15 protein-coding genes are annotated in these 19,291 nt (G+C 33.9%); 3 read left to right on the top strand and 12 right to left on the bottom strand.

The window, feature by feature from the left end; translation table 11 throughout:
• Positions 1–74: 74 nt before the first annotated feature.
• From AABD74_RS20245 to truA, 3 genes are all read right to left on the bottom strand, one after another.
• Entirely contained in the window at positions 75–1,586 is a 1,512-nt protein-coding gene (locus AABD74_RS20245; RefSeq protein WP_406844097.1) for a histidine kinase, read from the bottom strand.
• 77 nt (positions 1,587–1,663) lie between these two features.
• The gene (locus AABD74_RS20240) at positions 1,664–3,418 is read right to left on the bottom strand and encodes an ABC transporter ATP-binding protein (RefSeq protein ID WP_232679479.1); all 1,755 of its coding nucleotides are present in this window, start codon (positions 3,416–3,418) and stop codon (positions 1,664–1,666) included.
• Between the two features lie 87 nt (positions 3,419–3,505).
• Positions 3,506–4,240, bottom strand: coding sequence for a tRNA pseudouridine(38-40) synthase TruA (truA, locus tag AABD74_RS20235; protein WP_406844096.1), 735 nt, complete (start codon positions 4,238–4,240; stop codon positions 3,506–3,508).
• Positions 4,241–4,738: 498 nt separating this feature from the next.
• On the opposite strand from truA, the gene AABD74_RS20230 reads away from it, so the two are divergent.
• Positions 4,739–6,667, top strand: a complete 1,929-nt coding sequence (locus tag AABD74_RS20230) for an SPFH domain-containing protein (RefSeq protein ID WP_232679483.1) — start codon at positions 4,739–4,741, stop codon at positions 6,665–6,667.
• A gap of 207 nt (positions 6,668–6,874) precedes the next feature.
• Positions 6,875–7,369 (top strand): metallophosphoesterase, encoded by a 495-nt coding sequence (locus AABD74_RS20225; RefSeq protein WP_232679485.1) that lies wholly within the window; start codon positions 6,875–6,877, stop codon positions 7,367–7,369.
• Between the two features lie 4 nt (positions 7,370–7,373).
• On the opposite strand, the gene AABD74_RS20220 is transcribed toward AABD74_RS20225, so the two are convergent.
• The 3 genes from AABD74_RS20220 to AABD74_RS20210 form a co-directional block, all read right to left on the bottom strand.
• The gene (locus AABD74_RS20220; RefSeq protein ID WP_406844095.1) at positions 7,374–8,291 is read right to left on the bottom strand and encodes a sensor histidine kinase; all 918 of its coding nucleotides are present in this window, start codon (positions 8,289–8,291) and stop codon (positions 7,374–7,376) included.
• A gap of 31 nt (positions 8,292–8,322) precedes the next feature.
• Positions 8,323–8,985 (bottom strand): response regulator, encoded by a 663-nt coding sequence (locus tag AABD74_RS20215; protein WP_406844094.1) that lies wholly within the window; start codon positions 8,983–8,985, stop codon positions 8,323–8,325.
• 160 nt (positions 8,986–9,145) lie between these two features.
• On the bottom strand, positions 9,146–9,562 hold the full coding sequence (locus tag AABD74_RS20210) for a DUF4293 domain-containing protein (protein ID WP_056202617.1): 417 nt from the start codon (positions 9,560–9,562) through the stop codon (positions 9,146–9,148).
• A 183-nt stretch (positions 9,563–9,745) separates the two neighbouring features.
• Here AABD74_RS20210 and rho point away from each other — a divergent pair, with 183 nt between their 5' ends.
• Positions 9,746–11,524 (top strand): transcription termination factor Rho, encoded by a 1,779-nt coding sequence (gene rho / locus AABD74_RS20205; RefSeq protein ID WP_406844093.1) that lies wholly within the window; start codon positions 9,746–9,748, stop codon positions 11,522–11,524.
• Positions 11,525–11,692: 168 nt separating this feature from the next.
• On the opposite strand, the gene AABD74_RS20200 is transcribed toward rho, so the two are convergent.
• The 6 genes from AABD74_RS20200 to AABD74_RS20175 all read right to left on the bottom strand — a co-directional run bounded on the left by AABD74_RS20200 (position 11,693) and on the right by AABD74_RS20175 (position 19,278).
• Positions 11,693–12,715, bottom strand: coding sequence for a M28 family peptidase (locus AABD74_RS20200; RefSeq protein ID WP_406844092.1), 1,023 nt, complete (start codon positions 12,713–12,715; stop codon positions 11,693–11,695).
• A gap of 6 nt (positions 12,716–12,721) precedes the next feature.
• Positions 12,722–13,690, bottom strand: a complete 969-nt coding sequence (locus tag AABD74_RS20195) for a DUF3667 domain-containing protein (RefSeq protein ID WP_232682716.1) — start codon at positions 13,688–13,690, stop codon at positions 12,722–12,724.
• A gap of 171 nt (positions 13,691–13,861) precedes the next feature.
• On the bottom strand, positions 13,862–14,635 hold the full coding sequence (locus AABD74_RS20190; protein ID WP_406844091.1) for a dienelactone hydrolase family protein: 774 nt from the start codon (positions 14,633–14,635) through the stop codon (positions 13,862–13,864).
• 98 nt (positions 14,636–14,733) lie between these two features.
• Positions 14,734–16,932 (bottom strand): penicillin acylase family protein, encoded by a 2,199-nt coding sequence (locus AABD74_RS20185; protein WP_406844090.1) that lies wholly within the window; start codon positions 16,930–16,932, stop codon positions 14,734–14,736.
• Between the two features lie 2 nt (positions 16,933–16,934).
• Positions 16,935–17,786 carry a cyanophycinase gene (locus tag AABD74_RS20180; RefSeq protein WP_406844089.1) on the bottom strand — a complete coding sequence of 284 codons (852 nt, stop codon included), beginning with the start codon at positions 17,784–17,786 and terminating at the stop codon, positions 16,935–16,937.
• A gap of 13 nt (positions 17,787–17,799) precedes the next feature.
• Positions 17,800–19,278, bottom strand: a complete 1,479-nt coding sequence (locus tag AABD74_RS20175) for a M20/M25/M40 family metallo-hydrolase (RefSeq protein ID WP_406844088.1) — start codon at positions 19,276–19,278, stop codon at positions 17,800–17,802.
• Positions 19,279–19,291: the final 13 nt, after the last annotated feature.

Genomic DNA, 19,291 nt, shown 5'->3' with positions numbered 1-19,291 from the left:
GTTTAAGTTAATTTTCATCGAAACTATTCGATTTTAGTTCAGAAAAAAAACAAAAAGGAGTGAATGGCTTTTTTTTAGGAGTGAATGGATATTAATGGTAAAATACAAACGAAATTGCCTTCTTTTTCTGAGGTTTTTAAATTGGTTCTTGAGTAAAAATTATAAATGCTTGAGAGATATTTTAGACCGAAATTAGTACTGGGTTCACCGTGTGCCTTTTTTTGAAGATTATTACTGATAATAACCTGATCTTTCTGAATTAGAATTTCTGTTGTCAGCGGATTTTCCTGTGTTGCCATATTATGCTTGATAGCATTTTCAACCACAACCTGAAAAGCCAGATATGGGATAAATTTATCCAAAGCTTCTTCGTTTTCGATTTTTATCGAAAAGAATAATTCTTCTTTGAAACGAGTCTGCTGTAAAAAGATATATTTTTCGATAAACAATAATTCATCCTTTAGCGGTACAATATTTTTTGCCGGCGGATCTATCAAATAGCGGTAAATACGGGAAAGATTCAAAGTAAATTTCTGCGCTGTTTTTACATCACTTCCTACCAGCATATAAAGTGAGTTTAACGAATTAAATAAAAAGTGCGGATTAATCTGCTCTTTTAAATGCTGGAGCTGAATAAGCGCTTTTTCTTTTACAATTTTTTCATTCTCTACAAGGAGTCGGTTTTTTTCTTTAATGGCAATTCCCTTCTCTTTATAGGCCCGTCTGTTGGCATACGAGAATAAATAGAAAATCAGCAGAAGCATTACTGTTGTAATCGAATAAATCCAGGTCGAATATTTTTTAATCAACGCTACATTTTCGTCAATAAATATTTTTGGGAAATTGACACATATAAACCAAGGCAGATTTTTTACATCTATTTTTTTTGTAAACCGGATAACATCAAGCTTCAAAAATTCAGACATTGTAACTCTTTTTACATAATCCTGCTTTTTACTGAATATAGTATCAAAAGGACGGGTAGAAGAAACTTCGTAAATATTTTTTCCTATAAAATCAGATTCAGGATGATAAATACATCTTCCTGACTGATCAAAAATAAAAGCATAATTACCAGCCGATTTATCGACGGTAGAAAAATAATCGTGCAGTTTTTTTAAATTAATGTCGTAGCCATAACGCACCGTCGTATTTTTTGAAGCGAGTTTAAAATAAACTCTCCAAACCCATTCCTTTCCCTGCGGAATAATAATGCTGATATGATCTGTATTTTTATTTTTAAGAATAAAATCTTCAGCATCTTTTTTTACGGCATCAGAAATAGAATCAATACCAAACTGAATTTTATTGTCATTGATTTGAAACCAATTATCAACTACTAATAAATTTGTACCCTGCACCGAAGATAAAACTTGTAAGTTAGAAGCTAAATTCTCAGGGTTACTTATTTTTAAAACGTGTTTTATGCGGTTTTCCTGTTCCAGAATTTTTGAAAATTCCTGCGCCAAGAATTCCTGCTTTTTAAAAAAATTACGCTGTGCCATTTCTTCATTCGATTTTTCTGTAAGATCAGTAATTAAATTACTCAATATGTATACAGAAGAAACCGTAATAAGAATAGACACAATAACGTAAATTACGAAAGCACGTCGGGATGTTATTTTTTTTAATCTAAATCTCAAAAAGCATTTATAATTTAAGCCTAATTCGCAACCGAAAATTGAGAATCGTATAAGTTTTTATAATAACCATCAGTTTTCATTAATAATTCCTGATGTGTTCCTTGTTCCACAATTAATCCTTTGTCCATAACTACAATTTTATCTGCATTTACAATTGTTGCCAGTCTATGCGCAATAATAATCGAAGTTCTTCCTTTTGTAATGGTTTCAGTCGCACGCTGAATTAATTCTTCAGAATACGTATCTATTGAAGAAGTTGCTTCATCTAAAATCAAAATACTCGGATTACTTACATAAGAGCGTAAAAATGCAATAAGCTGTCGCTGTCCAGACGAAAGCATTACGCCGCGTTCCTTAACATCAAAATCATAATTGTCAGGAAGGCTCATAATAAAGTCATGAACGCCAATTTTCTTTGCCGCATCAAGAACCTGTTCGCGGGTAATTTCAGGATTATTAAGCGTAATATTGTTGTAAATTGTATCGGCAAATAAAAATACATCTTGTAAAACAACTGCAATTTGTTTTCTTAAAGATGCTAAAGTATAATTTTCGATATTTTGTCCGTCAATGTAAATTGTTCCGCTGTTAATTTCGTAAAAGCGATTCAGCAAATTGATAATAGTTGATTTTCCTGCTCCGGTCGAACCTACAATTGCAATGGTCTGCCCGGAATCGACAGATAAATCAATTCCTTTTATCACTTCTTCTTCCGGGATATAACTAAAACGAATTTGTTTAAATTCAATACTGCCTTCAAAAATAGGAGCTTCAAGTGTTCCTGTGTCCTGAATATGATCCTGAGTATCGATAATATCAAAAACACGATTGGCAGCAATCATTCCCAACTGCATCTCGTTGAATTTATCTGCAATTTGTCGAAGCGGATTAAAAAGCATTCCAATAAACATCGTATATGAAAATAAATCCCCAAACGTCGTGAAGTTATCTCCGTTTAAAATTTTGAATCCGCCAAAAACAACTACTAAACCTAAAGTAATCGACGAAATAATATCGGCAATAGGGAAGAAGATTGAGTTGTACAAAATTGTTTTAATCCACGCAACTCTGTGTTTGTCGTTAATAACCCTGAAATTCTCGGCTTCAATTTTTTCACGGTTAAAAAGCTGAACGATTTTCATTCCCGTTACACGTTCCTGAACAAACGAGTTCATATTAGCAATCTGCGTTCTCACTTCCTCAAAAGCAACCTGCATCTTGCGCTGAAAAATTCTGGTAATGTAAACCAGAATTGGCATTGCAACCACTACAATCCAAGTGAGCTTCCAGTTCATGTAAAACATAAAAATCAAAACGACAAGCATTTTCATCAAATCACTTATAATCATAAACAATCCCTGACTGAAAATACGCGCAATCGATTCAATATCCGAAACGGATCTGGTAACCAATTGTCCAACCGGAACCAAATCAAAATATTTCATTCTAAAACTTAGAATATGTTTGAAAAGTTTCGTTCGAATATCTTTTACGATATCCTGCCCAAGCCAGTTTGCCCAGTATACAAAATAGAATTGAGAGAAAACTTCCATCAACAAAACACCTCCCATTAAAATAATATATAATAGTAAACCCGTCTTGTCGTGTGTCTTGATATAGCCGTCGACCGTTTGCTTTAATAAGTAAGGTCTAAGTGCTGCAAATATGGAGAGCGAAACCGCAAAAATAATAACGCCGTAGTAACGCCATTTATAAGGTTTCGTATATTTTAAAATCCGTTTAAATAAACCGGTATCAAATGCTTTTGCTTTCATTTTTTTTGATGCTTTAAGCTTTAGGCTTTAGGCAATAGGCTTTTATAAAGTACTTAAAGCTTACTGCTTAAAGCCTGTAGCCTACAGCTATAAATAATTGTAATAAATTTTGGTTAAATACAAACCATGCGCCGGAACCGAAAATCCGGCTTTTTCTCTGTTTTTGCTGGCAATAATATTTTCAAAATCTGCCAGCGTAATTTTGTGTAATCCTATATTAATTAAAGTTCCCACAATTGCCCGAACCATATTTCGTAAAAAACGATTCGCTGAAATTGTAAAAACCAGTTTGTTGTTTTCGTTTTTCCAATACGCCTCAAAAATCGTGCAGTCAAAAGTATTTACATCTGTATTCACTTTCGAAAAACATTGAAAATCGGTATGTTTTAATAAAAGCTTCGCTGCTTCGTTCATTAAATCAATATCTAACTTTTGATTTACATACCAGCTCAATTCCTCTAAAAACGGATTTTTTACCGTATTGATATGATATTCGTAGGTTCTTTTTACAGCGTCAAATCGGCAATGCGCATCGTCGTGAACGGGAATAATATTATAAATCGCAATATCTTTTGGTAAATACGAATTCAGCTTGTGCACCAAAACCGGAATATCAATTGATTTTTCTAAATCAAAATGTCCGTACATTTCCTCGGCATGAACACCAGTATCCGTTCTTCCGGCACCCATCACATTTATCTTCGAATTTAATAAAACCGAAAGTGCCTTATTTAAAGTTTCCTGAACTGATGAAGCGTTGGGCTGAAACTGCCAGCCATGATAATGAGTTCCGTTATAAGCAAAATGAATAAAATATCTCATTGTGAGGTACAGAGGTTTTGAGGTGCAAAGGTACAAAGGTTTTTTTGAAGATGCTAAGATTCTAAGTTGCTAAGGTTCTAAGATTTTTTTATGAGGTTCAAAGAAACAAAGGTTCAGAGGTTCAAAGGTTTTTTTATCCTCAATTTATGTGTAGAGACGCACAGCAGTGTGTTTAACGTAAGATTGGAAAAATTGCAGCTATATATAGGTATAATATTTTAAAACCGATAAACCTCCATTTCAATAAAATCTAAAAAGAAAAACCTTTGCACCTTTGCCTCTCTGTACCTTTGAACCTCTCTAGAAACTGTTAACTCCCAAAATGCAAATCATAGTTTGCCTAGCTAAAAATCGTGTCAGAAATTGACAATTCCAACGATATAATTAAAATCATTTTTTAACAATTTTAGCAAGAAAATTCTAAATGTTAATTTTTAAAATTTTTCATTTTAACAGTTCATATTTCTCCTATGTTTGTACTATTAAATATCAAAAACTATGAATGAAATTACTTCTTATTGGTGGATACTTTTAATATTATTTGCCATTGTTTTTTACAAATTTATTTTGCGTGTTTTCTTCGGAATGGTAATGGTTCCTGAAGATAAAATTGGTTTAGTTACCAAAAAATTTGTTTTGTTTGGCACGGACAAATCATTACCAGACGGCCGAATTATCGCTACAAAAGGTGAAGCAGGTTATCAGGCAAAAACACTGGCTCCGGGTTTATATTGGGGAATGTGGATTTGGCAGTATTCAATTGACATGACTAGTTTTACCTTAATTCCGGAAGGAAAAATTGGACTGGTTTTAAGTAAAGATGGAAAAGAAATTCCAACCGGAAGAATCTTGGCCAGAAAAGTAGAAAGTGATAATTTTCAGGATGCAACTGCCTTTTTGGACAACGGAGGCCAAAAAGGACGTCAGACTGCTTTTATCACAACGGGATCTTACCGTATTAATACATTTTTATTTGAGATTGTAATTACAGATCAAATTAAAATTTTTGAAAACATGATTGGTATTGTAACCGCTTTGGACGGTGAACCAATTCCGCAGGGACAAATTGCAGGTAAATTTGTTAACGACCATAATAACTTTCAGGACTTTGATAAGTTTTTGGAACAAGGTGGAAATCGTGGTTTACAGCCTCAGGTTATGTTAGCTGGTTCTTATTACATCAATACCTGGGGAATTTTAATTGAACAAAACCCAATGACAGATGTGCCAATTGGTTATGTTGGAGTTGTGATTTCTTATATTGGAGAAGACGGACAAGACGTAACCGGAGATACTTTTAAACATGGTAACATTGTTTCAAAAGGACAGCGTGGTGTTTGGATGGAACCATTTGGACCTGGAAAATATGCATTGAATAAATACACAACAAAATTAGAGGCAGTTCCAACAACGAATTTAGTTTTAAACTGGGCAAACGCACGCAGCGAATCCCATGATTTAGATAAAAATCTTTCTACAATTACGGTTCGTTCAAAAGACGGTTTTCCATTCAATCTTGACGTTGCGCAGATTATTCACGTACCGGCAGCAGAAGCTCCAAAAGTGATTGCACGTTTTGGAAGCATGAATAACTTGGTTTCTCAGGTTTTAGAACCTACGATTGGTAACTATTTTAGAAACTCGGCTCAGGACAGCGATGTGATTTCGTTCCTGACTACCAGAAAAGAACGTCAGGAATCGGCCAAAAATCATATTAAATTAGTACTTGATGAATATAACGTAAACGCAGTAGATACTTTGATTGGAGATATCGTTCCGCCAGATTCATTAATGAAAACTTTAACTGACAGAAAACTGGCAGAAGAAGAGCAAAAAACGTATCAAACCCAAAGAATGGCGCAAGAACAACGTCAGGGAATGGAAAAAGAAACGGCAATTGCTGATATGCAGAAAGAAATTGTACGTGCTTCGCAAAGTGTTGAAATCGCTCAGCGTACTGCAGATGCTACTGTTAAGAAAGCAGAAGGGGACGCAACGAGTTTGAAACTGAATGTAAATGCAGAAGCAGAAGCTACAAAAATGCGTGCTAATGCAGAAGCCGAAGCAACAAAAGCAAGAGCAGGAGCACAGGCAGAAGCAACTAAACTGAATGCGAGTGCCGAAGCTGAAAGAATTTCGAAAACCGGTCTTGCAGAGGCTGAAAAGATTATGGCAATTGGTAAATCGACTGCCGAAGCATACCAGCTTCAGGTTAGCGCAATGGGCGGCGATAACTTTACGAGATATAAAGTAACCGAGGAAATTGGTAAAGGAAACATTAAAGTAATCCCAGATGTTTTAATTTCCGGAAACGGCGGTTCTGATGGTTCTATCAGTGGTTTATTAGGGTTGAAACTAATGGAAATGATGGATACCAAAGACTCTAAGGATTTGAAAGAAGTTAAAAATCAAAATCCGAAGAAATAATAATAATGCTGCAGACCTGACAGGTTTTTAAAACCTGTCAGGTCTAAACCAAACGTAAATAAAAATCCGATCTGTTTTGTTTTTGCAGATCGGATTTTTTTTATTTATAAAGAAATGAAAACATGACGAAAGACGCACTGCAGTGCGCCTCTACAGGAAAACCTTTGTATCTTTGTTTCTTTGAACCTTTGTCCCCTTAAAAAAAGAATGAAAAAAATCCTTCTGCTTTCCGATACTCACTCTCACATTGATGATGTTATTTTAAAATATGCTGCACAAGCAGATGAAGTGTGGCATGCTGGAGATATCGGTGATTTACATGTTACAGATACTATAAAAAAGCTAAAACCACTTCGCTGTGTTTACGGAAATATTGATGATGCACAGGCAAGATTGGAATTTCCGCTTCATAACAGATTTTTATGTGAAAATGTTTCCGTCTGGATTACGCATATTGGCGGTTATCCGGGGAAATACAATCCCAGTATTAGAGAAGAAATGGCTTCGAATCCGCCGAAATTATTTATCTGCGGACATTCGCATATTTTAAAAGTAATGTTTGATAAAAAGAATAATTTATTGCACATGAATCCCGGTGCGGCAGGAAAAAGCGGCTTTCATCAAATGCGAACGATGCTTCGTTTTGTTATTGATGATGATAAAATAAAGGATTTAGAAATTATTGAGATTGGTAAAAAATAAGGTTTTATAAAATTGGGACTTTTATTTTAATCGATGTTCCTGTATTTTCATCTGCTCTTGAAATAATAGAAAAACTTCCTTTTAATTTTTTTATTCGCACTCGAATTCTGTTTAAACCAAAACCTTCAATTTCATTTAGTTTTTCGGCATCAAAACCTATTCCGTTATCATGAATAATAATGATTAACTGATTGTTATTTTCATGTATTGAAATTTGGGCTTTTTGCGCTTCGCTGTGTTTTATAATATTGTTGAATAATTCAGAGACAATGAAATACAGTTTGGTTTCAAATTTTTCAGAATATCGTGTATCTGCTGCAACAGAACTTGTAAACTCAAAGTGGATGCTCGAATTAGAGTTTCTTTCGCATAAATCTTCTAAAGCATAAATCAACCCAAAACGAACTAAAAGAGTAGGCACAAGATCATGTGAAATATCACGCAGCAAATCGTGGACTTCTGATAAAATAGCTTTTGTCTTTTGAATTTCTTCTGATTGGATATTGTTTTTAGTCGTAAAAACATTCAAATGTAATCCTGCAGAAGAGAGAAGCGAATTGATATTGTCATGTAAAAAAGCTGCAATCTTTTTTTGTTCGGTTTCCTGACTGTCAATCCCTGCATTTATAACATCTAAAAGGATTTTTTGTTTGGTGTCTTTTCGCTTAATTTTTTGCTTTAGTTTATTGTTTTGATAAACGAGATAGAAAAGAAAAAATAAAATAACGATTAGAACAACAAATAGGCTTACGACTTTTTTGTTTCGTAACTGCTCTCTTTTTGATTGTTCTAAAATCTCTTTTTTTGCTGGTTTTACGATAGAAATATTAGATTCTTTTACTATAGTATTTTGCTGACCGAAAACTTTGTCTCCATTGGAGATAAGTACAATAAGCGATATTAAAATTCTAATAAAAAACATATTTCGGTATATTATTCTCTTGATTTTTAATTTACGGGTTTATTAGGTTGTTTTTTAAAGCATACTTTACAAGCCCAATTGTATTTTTTATATTCAATTTTTTCATAATATTTTTGCGATGTGTTTCAACTGTATTTATGCTGATAAAAAGCTGTTCGCTTATTTCTTTTCCACTGTATTCTAAGCAGATTAGTGTTATGATTTCCATTTCCCGCGGGCTTAAAATTGGGTTTTCAGTATAAATATTCTTACTTAATTTTGGATTGTTTTGAGAAAACATGCTAAAGATTTTTTCCCGCACAGCATCAGAATAATATTCCTGGTCCTGATATACGGCATCGATAGCTTCAATGATATTTTCGCCTGCACATTTTTTGGTTAAATAACCTTTGGCTCCCAATTTCATTACCTCTTTAATGATTTTTAGATCATCATAGCTTGATAAAATAATTACTTTGCAGGGAAATCCTTTTTGACTAAATTCTTTCAAAACTTCAATGCCATCTTTTTGCGGCATACTGATATCTAAAACTAAAATATCAGCATGATCCTTTATTACGTCATCATATATAGTGATACCGTTCAATGAACTGCCGGCAATTTCAAAATTTGGAACCGTCTGTAGTAAATTGGTAAGTCCATCAATAAGTACCTGATGATCATCAGCAAGGTGTATCTTTATTTTATCTGCCATAAATAGTTTAGAACAAAAGGCAAATTTATGAATAAATTATCTTACAAAATTGATTTTTGAAAATGATTTCAGATTTCTCATTTTACTGCGAAAATTAGGCACAAAAAAACCCGAATATAAATTCGGGTTCTCTTCGCACAAAAAAATTAAGTTTATAGGTTTATCTCAAACGATCTACAGATTTTACAAGATCTTCGTCCTTCTTGATGGCCTTATTAGCAAGAACTAATAACACGATAGCAACAATAGGAAGAAACATCCCAATACCTTTCTCAGATACAACTGTCGTTGTATCTCCAGATAAATTTAGAGAGCGGTATACAAATAATCCTAATAAAATTAAATTTAATATTATGTTCAGTCGGTTCATCACAAACTGATTTTGTCTCTTTTTGTATGATATAATACTAATAATGGTAAGCATTGTGCTTAAACCTAGTAAAATAGTATAAAACTGGTCTTGCATAAAATAAAAAGCTTTTCCAGTATTTAATGTCCAAAGCGGCATAAAAAACATTAAAACCCCTGTAACAACAAAGGTAAGAATTAGATATACGGTTTGAATTCTTTGTATCATGATCTAAAATTGTTTTACAAAAATATATTTTCTTTTTTTAAAATACTATTGTATGATTAAATTTTATTCGTATTATTGCATCATAATACCGTAAGCACTTCATACTGCGGGCAATTGAAAAAAAATATCTACCTATTCTTTTTACAGTATTTCCTTTAAAATAATTAAACTCATAGAACATTCATGTTTGATATTTCTGCATTAAAAGAAATGAAGCTTTCTGAGCTTCAAGAAATAGCTAAGCTAGCTAAAACTATAAAGATTAATGGCGTTAAAAAAGATAATCTGATTACTCAGATATTAGCGCATCAGGAGGCGACATCAGCACCGCCTGCAGAAACTATTGCAGAAAAGGAAGTAAATAATGACAAGCCAAAAAGAGCGCGAATCGCTCCGGTTAAGAAAACTGTTAATAAAAATGCTCCTGTTCTTGAATTTGATACTGTAGAGGAGGCTCCAAAGGAGATTGAAATTCCTGCTGTAGAAGATAAGCAGACAGTACAAGCTGAAGAAGCTGCCGAAAGCAGGACACCAGAGAAAAAAGGACCTAAAATTGTAAAATTCAATAAGTCAGCTTATGAAAAAAAGGTCGCTCTGCAAAAGGAAAAAGAAGCTTCTAAGGAAGTAATTACTGTTGAAGAAGCTGCAGAAAACGACATAACAGCACCAATTGCTGAAAAGACTGAAAATACTGCACCGGTTAAAAGGATTAATCCTAATCAGAATAAAAACCAGAATCCCAACCAAAACCCAAACCAAAATGGGAACGGAAATAATGGGAATCAAAACCAGAACCAAAATAATAAAAATAAAAAGAATAATAATTTCAGAGATTCAGATTTTGAATTCGACGGAATTATCGAAAGTGAAGGTGTTCTTGAAATGATGCCTGATGGTTACGGATTTTTACGTTCTTCTGATTATAATTATTTAGCTTCACCGGATGATATTTATTTATCAACTTCACAAATCAGATTATTTGGTTTAAAAACCGGAGATACTGTAAAAGGTGTGGTTCGTCCTCCAAAAGAAGGCGAGAAGTTTTTCCCTCTTGTTCGGGTATTAAAAATCAACGGACATGATCCGCAGGTTGTTCGTGACAGAGTTTCTTTTGAACACCTGACCCCGGTTTTTCCTTCTGAAAAATTCAAATTAGCCGAAAAAGGCAGTTCTATATCAACCCGTATTATTGATTTGTTTTCTCCTATTGGAAAAGGACAGCGTGGAATGATCGTTGCGCAGCCAAAAACGGGTAAAACAATGCTTTTAAAAGACATTGCTAACGCAATTGCTGCGAATCACCCAGAAGTTTATTTGATCGTTCTTTTGATCGATGAGCGTCCAGAGGAGGTTACAGATATGCAGAGAAGTGTTCGCGGTGAAGTTATCGCGTCAACTTTTGACAGAGAACCGCAGGAACACGTGAAAATTGCCAATATCGTTCTTGAAAAAGCAAAACGTTTGGTAGAATGTGGACATGATGTTGTTATTCTTTTAGATTCAATTACACGTTTAGCAAGAGCTTATAATACAGTGCAGCCAGCATCTGGAAAAGTGTTAAGTGGAGGTGTTGATGCCAATGCATTACAAAAACCAAAACGTTTCTTTGGAGCGGCTAGAAATGTAGAAAACGGAGGTTCGTTAAGTATCATCGCAACGGCATTGACAGAAACAGGTTCTAAAATGGATGAGGTTATCTTCGAAGAGTTTAAAGGAACGGGTAACATGGAACTTCAATTAGATCGTAAAATTGCGAACAAACGTATTTTCCCTGCAATCGATCTTACATCATCAAGTACACGTCGTGACGATTTATTATTGGACGAGAAAACATTACAAAGAATGTGGATCATGCGTAAGTATCTTTCAGATATGAACCCTGTAGAATCTATGGATTTTGTAAATGACCGTTTCAAGAAAACGAAGAATAATGAGGAGTTTTTGATTTCTATGAATGACTAGGAAGAGGTGCAAAGGCTCAAAGTGACAAAGTGACAAAGGTTTTATTTTGGAACTTTAACTAAATTATAAAATATACATAAAAAAAGGATAAGCTTAGCTTATCCTTTTTTTATGATTGAAGATTCAAAAAACCTCTGTCACTTTGTAACTTTGCTCCTTTGTAACTTATTACTTAATCGGTTTATCAACCACTGGTCTATTCTCTCTATTTGCTAAATCCCAAGCCAGTACAAAAGCCAGTTTTGTTCTTTTAGTTAAAGCATCGTATTCGATTTTTTGAGGTTCGTCGCCTTTACCGTGGTAATCTTCGTGAACTCCGTTGAAGAAGAAAATTGCCGGAATACCGTGTTTTGCGAAGTTGTAGTGGTCAGAACGCTCGTAAAAATGATTTGGATCTGCTGGATCATTAAATTTAAAATCTAAGTCCATTTTGATGTATTTTTCATTTTGAGCAACAACCGCATTGTGTAAGTCAGATGATAATCTGTCAGCACCAATAACATACACATAATTGTTCGTATTAGCATGTTCAACATCGCGACGTCCGATCATATCAATGTTGATATCTGAAATAGTATTAGCAATTGGAAATAAAGGATTCTCAGAATAAAAACGAGACCCGTGTAAACCATGTTCTTCACCAGTTACGTGTAAAAACAAGATAGAACGTTTTGGTCCGTGGCCTTGCTTTTTTGCTTTCGCGAAAGCTTTTGCCATTTCGATAACAGCAACAGTTCCGGAACCATCATCATCGGCTCCGTTATAAACTTCGCCGTCTTTAATTCCAACGTGATCGTAGTGAGCAGAAATTACCAAAACTTCATCTGGTTTTTCAGAACCTTCGATGTAAGCCCAGATATTTTCAGAATCAGGTAAATTTTGATTGCGTTTTGCATTTAAATATGATGCAGGAATATGCTGGTAATAATCTGATGCACCTTTTGGGAACGATACGCCGTTTTTTTTGTATTGCTCAATCATATAAAGACCAGCTTTTTTCTGTCCTGCAGATCCAGTTTCACGACCCTGCATTTCATCTGAAGCAACAACATATAGCATTTTTTTTAGATCTTTTTCAGAGATAAGTTTCACGTATTTCGTTGGGTCCGAATTATCTTTGGATATAACTGACTGTGCATTTTTACATGAAAATGCTGAGGCAATTAATAATAGAATTACAATTTTTTTCATTTAATATTAGTGTAAATTGATAAATGTGTATAAAACATAAAATGTTAGTAAAAATAGAATAAAAAAGAAGTTAATAAAGAATAATATGACGCTTTTAACAAACGATACAATTCTGCTTTCTCCATAAAAACGATGGTGTGCAGGATAAAAATAATAACACATCCAAATTGTGCCTGCAACATTAACTATACTGGCAATAAAACTAATCGGGCTGTCCTCTCCAAATAATCCAACGACTCTTTCTACAATAAACATAATGAGGAAAATGAGCAGTAAAAACGAGAAATAATGCAGTGTAAAAATCCCGTGATCAAAATAATACCATTTCTTTTTGTTATGGAAAATCCATAGAAAGAAAGCAAAAAACGGCATGATTATAAACAGGATTTTGGGAATATTATGGAAAAAGGATTCAATGAATTTTGTTACAATTTCTCTTTTGGTATTATTCTCTGTAACATGAACTGATTTTTCATATAACCAGTATTCAAGCTCTGAGAGTTTTTCATCTTCCTTACCATACTTTTGAATCGAATCGATTTCTTTCATCGTTTTTAATTCAAAATGGGTTTTGTACTTACTTTTAACACCATCTTTATCCTGATTAATGAGTTTTGTAGAAATTTCTTTTTCACCTTTACTGATCTGATCGCCTACTTTACTTGGAAATATGGCAATTAAAAGAAAAGTAATAAAACTGATAAAAATATAAAGACGAACGGGCGCCAGATAAGACAATCTTTTTCCTGAAAGATATTCTTTTGTCAGTGTTGCCGGTTTAAAAAGAAGGTTGCGTATTGTTTTCCAAAAAGCATTTTCATAATGCGTTAAATCTTCAAAGAAGTGAATAAACAAATGGTGAAAAGTTTTTCTGGAATCTGAATTTTCCTGTCCGCAGTTTGGACAAAATTTTTGTTCAACAACATACCTGCAGTTTAAACAGGTTTTGTCTTCTCTAATTTTGTTATGTGACATTGGTTATTTTTGGTTGATTTGATTTTGGTTATTGGTTTGCCCGCTGATTATACGGGTTAAACGGATCTGCACTGGTTTTTTGCCACGAATTACACGAATTTGCACGAATTAATTTTATTATAATCAGTGCAAACTCGTTTAATCAGTATCATCCGTGTGCCATAAAAGGTGTTATTTTTTAAGAACTTCGTTTAAAAAAAACTGTAAATGTTCAAATGATCTTTTCGCTGCAACGGGATTGTAAGCAGCGCCTTTTGAATTGTCATTTCCGGCTTCAGGATTTGTAAAAGAGTGTACAGAATTTGCATAATAAATCATTTGCCAGTCGGCTTTTGCATCACGCATTTCCTGTTGAAAAGAGGCAATTTCTTCTTTTGGAACAAAAGGATCATCAGCTCCGTGACAAATTAAAACTTTAACTGAAGTTGGTTCGGTTTTTCTGGCTGCATCTTTACCTAAACCGCCATGAAATGAAGCAATTCCTTTTACGTTAAGATGTCCACGAACCGCTTCAAGAACTCCGGTTCCTCCAAAACAATATCCAATAGCTGCAATATTATCAGCATTTGCTCCGGATTTTACTAATTCCTGCAAAGCTGCATTAATTCGTTTTTGATAAGCTTCGGGATTACTTTTGTAAAATCCGGCTTGTTTTCCTGCTTCAGAAGTATTTGTTGGATAATTTCCTTCTCCATAAATATCAGCGATAAAAACATTGTAGCCTAGTTTTGACAATTCTTCGGCAATTCCTTTTGAAGCATTATCAATTCCTAACCAAGCTGGTAAAAGCAGGATTCCGGGATTATTAGCGCTTTTTTTAGCAGATTTTATAAATAAGCCATTCAATGCCTGGCTTCCTTCAGAATATTTTACGGGTTTTAATTGTGCATTCATAGTAGTTGAAAACAATATTGCAGCAAAAATTAGTGTGGCTAAATTTTTCATTTTTTTACAATTTTTAACAAATATCAGAAATATTATGTTACAAAAAAACCTCGGAAGCTATTTCACGAGGTTTATTTAACATATTTTGTCGGCCAAAATTATTTTCCGGGATGATAGGTTCGTTCGGCATTTTTAAGAACGTCTTCTTTATAAAACAAAACATCTTTAAATTGCCCGTTTCTATACATTTCTGCCTGATCTGTAAAATGCTTTGAATTGGCATCGCCGCTGTTTCCTCCGGCAAGTAATGATTTTGCTTTTATTTTTGGCCCAAATTCTACAGCGCACACAAAACTGTTTCCATTGTAGCCGTATCGTTTTTTAGAATTATTTTGATAATTAGCTTTAAAAGAAGGTAAACTTCCCCACGAACCGGGACCATAACCAATTGGTAAACTTGGTTTAGTATCATCATATTTTAAATCAATTTCGCCGCTTGAACGCTGAAAACGATTGACTTCGCCCCAGGCGGTTTTCCAAGTTCCCCATTTTGAGTTAAGTTCTTTTATAACTGTTTGCAGCTGCGGAATCATTTGTGCTGCAACAGCATTTTTTGCAAAGTTTTTAGTGTTTTCAACCTGATCTAATTCTCCTTCATCAATATAAGCTTTCTGAATAATTGGGTCTAATTTATATGCCCATTCAACGGCTAAAGTTGTAGCAGCAGAATTTTCTTTGGCATAATAATCCCAGTTTTTCAGAATCGAAATAGGTTCTGCTAATTCCGAATATTCAACAGATTCCGGTTTTATATTTTTTTCGAATGCATCAATTAAGCTCGGAATTAATATTTCAAAAATAGATAGTTTCGTGTCATAACCATTCGCAATAACTTTGTCTAAAGTATATTTTTCGTTGTTACTGAAAATTCTAACAGCATTTACACCTCTAAAATTTTCACCGTCCGGCGCCATATAAGGAATATAATTTTCTTTTTTCGGACTATTATTTCCTGCCACAGAAAATGGGGTAGAGTTACAATTTTGAAGCCAGCCATTTACTGGATTGTACAAATGAACGGTTTCATTGACATCATGCAATCCTTTCCATTGTGTTGAAGAAATTGAGCCGTCAATAACTTTTGACCAATTCAAAGTTTTGTCCCGAATTGGAATAAAATTACCGTGCCAATACGCAATATTTCCCTTGCTGTCAGCATAAACCGTATTGTTAGAAGTATTCGCTTTTAAATCCATTGCTTTTTTGTAATCGTCAAAATTGGTCGATTTTGTTCGAATCCAGCTCTGAATCAAACTTGTCATGGAACGATTATTTGATTTTAAACTAATCCATTTTCCGTCTCGTTTCGCCATAATTGGACCATTATTAGTAGCGTAAGTTTTAAATTTCTTCGGAATTAATTTTCCGTTTTGAAGATATTTTATTGTAATTTCTTTCTCAATAATTGGTAAAAGTTTAGAATCAAATTCGTAGAAAAATTTTCCGTTTTTATTGGTGATTTTTTCGGCGTACATATCGGCAACATCAACATTTGAAGAAGTATGCATCCAGCCGCAATTTTCATTAAAACCCTGATAAATAAAAAACTGACCCCAGGTTACGGCGCCATAAACATTTAAACCTTCTTCGCTTGAAATTTGTACTTCGGGCCTGAAATAAAATGTTGTATGCGGATTAATGTATAAAATCGAATTCCCACTTTCAGTTTTTGATGGAGCAAAGGCAAAACCATTTGAGCCTGTCTGCACATATTTTTCCCTTTCTACATACGCCACTTTATCAGTATTTCCAGAGTAAAAAGCTTTTAATTCTCCAGTTGAAAGATCTGCGGTACTAATGGCGCCAATACTTCCGTCAGTCCAAAGCAATGGAAACCACGGTTCAAAATGTGTTAAAAGTGCAGGTTTTACTTCGGGATGTTTGTAGAGATAAAAATTGATGGCATCGGCATAACTGTTCAAAAGTTTTTTAAGCCAGTCAGGTGCTTTTTTATAATCTGCTTTTGTTTCATCAACATCAATTAAAAGTTTAATTTCTAAATCATTATATAAAACCGATTCGCCTTTAATTTCAGCAAGTCGGCCTAATTTTTCTATATAATTTATTTCGATTCTTTTAAAATCGTCTTCGCATTGCGCATATAATAAACCAAAAACAGCATCGGCATCGGTTTTTCCGTAAACGTGCGGAATTCCCCAATTATCACGGATTATAGTAACTTTTTCAGCCAGTTTTTCTAATCGGCTAATTTCTTTTGTGCTGATTTTTTGTGCCGAAAGTTGAAAACTGAAACAGATAAAAAAAGTTATTTTTAAGATTTTAGAATACTGAAACATGTTTATTTGATATTAAATTTTTGCCCGGCCGTATAAATGCTCATTTCTAATTTTTCAATCGAAATGAGATTGTCTTTTTTAGCTTTTACAATACCTTTTGGATTTTTGAAAACAATCACTTCACTTTCTCCTGCAACTTCTACTTTGTTATTTCTAACAATAATAGCGGTTGCTTCGTCAATTCCAATTCCGGTTAAATCAGGAAATTCAATCAATGCAGAAAGCAAACGATTGTAACGGTTTCTCTTTAAAAAATGCTGATCGATAACAACCGTTTTTAATAAGCCCAAACCTTCAGACGTTTCGAGATTATCGTATTTAATAACAGAAAAAGTTCCTGTATATTCTTTTTGTAATTTTTGGTTTCCCGTTATCATTTTTTCAGACATTACGGCTGCTCCGGCGCTTGTTCCAGAAATTGTGCTTCCGTTTTCATACGCTTTTAAAATTGCGGTTTTTATTGGAGTATTATGAACAACTTTCATAAAACGGGTTTGATCGCCGCCGCTTATAAAAATCAGTTTAGCATTTTGTACTGAATCTGTCAGGGTTTTGTTTTGTGCTGTTTCTTTGTTGAAATTCAGCATTATGATTGGGTTCTGTGTCAGTTTTACCATTTGTGTTTTAAAAAATATAAACGAACTGTCCGGTTCTTCGCTAGACATTGGTAAAACCACGATATAATCTTTTTTGCCCAATTCTGCTACATCCAAAACCTGTTTCATTAAATCATCAGAACGATCGCCGCCGCCAATAATGAATAATTTTCCCTTTGGATTTTGCGCCTGAACAAAACAGCTTGTTAATAGCAAAGACAGAATTGTAAACGATTTGATAAGAAGCTTATTTTTCATGGTTTATCTTGGTTTAGTTTGGCTGATTTTCAATGAATTTTAAAAGAGAATTGTTGACAATAAATAAAACATCCTGTATTTTATCTAAATCTACTTTTGAAGCTATGTCTCGCGGCGTATGATAGTCATCGTGAAAGCCGCTGAAAAATGTCATAATCGGAATTCCTTTTGCGGTAAATGAAGCATAATCGCTTCCGGAATGTCCGTTAGTTTCCCATAAATCTAAAGTAAACGGATTTTGAAGTTTAGCGTTGCTTTCGCTGGCAATTTTCTTTAAATATTCGGTTTCTTTTTCAGTTCCGATGCTGAGAATTCTATGCGTTTTATCTTCGGGCTCACTTCTCGAAATCATATCCATATTGATGCAGAGAAGGATTTTTTGATTTTTTAAATTCTGAGCAAAATATTCACTTCCTAGAAGTCCCATTTCTTCGGCAGTCCAGGATGCGAAGAGAATATTATATTTAGGCTGTATTTTAGATTCTGACCAATTTTTTGCCAAAGCCAGCATTCCAGATGCTCCAGAAGCATTATCATCTGCACCATTATAAATAGAATCATTTTTAATTCCTAAATGATCGTAATGCGCGCCAACGATAATTGTTTTTGTTGTGTCTTTTCCGGGAATAAACCCTAAAACATTTTGAACTGGAAATGTTTCAGATTGTAATTCTATCGAAAAATTGATTTTTACATTTTTTAATAGAGTAGAAGTGAACTCTTTTTTTGTTGAAATAGAAGTTCCTGAAAAAAGACTTTCTGCAGTTACTTTACTAATTCTAAAAACGGGAATTGCTTCTGATTTTGAGTTTTCTAAAGAATGAAAAACTTCGTTTTCTTTAGCGGTTTCAGGTTTAAAATTCTCTTTCGTATCAATAATAATCAATGCAATCGCACCGTTGCTAATGGCAGTTTTTAGTTTGGTTTCCTCTAAATCATTTTCTTCGGGAAATATGTTTTTGAATTTTTTATATGCTGGAGAAGTGCTGTCGTTATCGTTTGGAAATCCGCTAAAAACAACAACGATTTTGTTTTTTACATTAAGGTTTTTGTAATCGTCGTAGTTTTCTTTTGATATATTTAAACCATAGCCGGCAAAAACTACTTCGGCTTCTTTTTTCTGAATGGATTGCGAAATTGGAGTAACTTCAAAATCTTTTTCAGAAGATAGAGAAATGATTTCTGCATTTCCTTTTTTGATTTCTAAAGTGGCTTTTTTTACGGAATGTTCCTGAATTTTAAATTCCTGAAAAAAGGATTTTCCGTTTTTATTATAGGGTTTCAGTTTATAAGAGTACATCGCAGATGCTATATAAGTGGCGGCTATATAACCGCCTTTTTGATTGGCTTTTCGGCCTTCCATATAATCAGAAGCTAAAACAGATAATGCTTCTGCAAAATCACTTTTTACAGGATTTGAAACCGTCGTTTGCGAAACAAGTATTGATTTACAAAAGAATAATGCAAAAAAGATTAGTATTCGTAAACGCATATTTCACCAGATA

Origin of the sequence: Flavobacterium soyae, from assembly GCF_045348165.1 — a bacterium.
In the GTDB taxonomy this organism is placed as follows: Bacteria; Bacteroidota; Bacteroidia; order Flavobacteriales; family Flavobacteriaceae; genus Flavobacterium; species Flavobacterium soyae.
The sequence above is the reverse complement of the archived record's forward strand: the minus strand, read 5'-3'. Positions and strand labels throughout refer to the sequence as shown.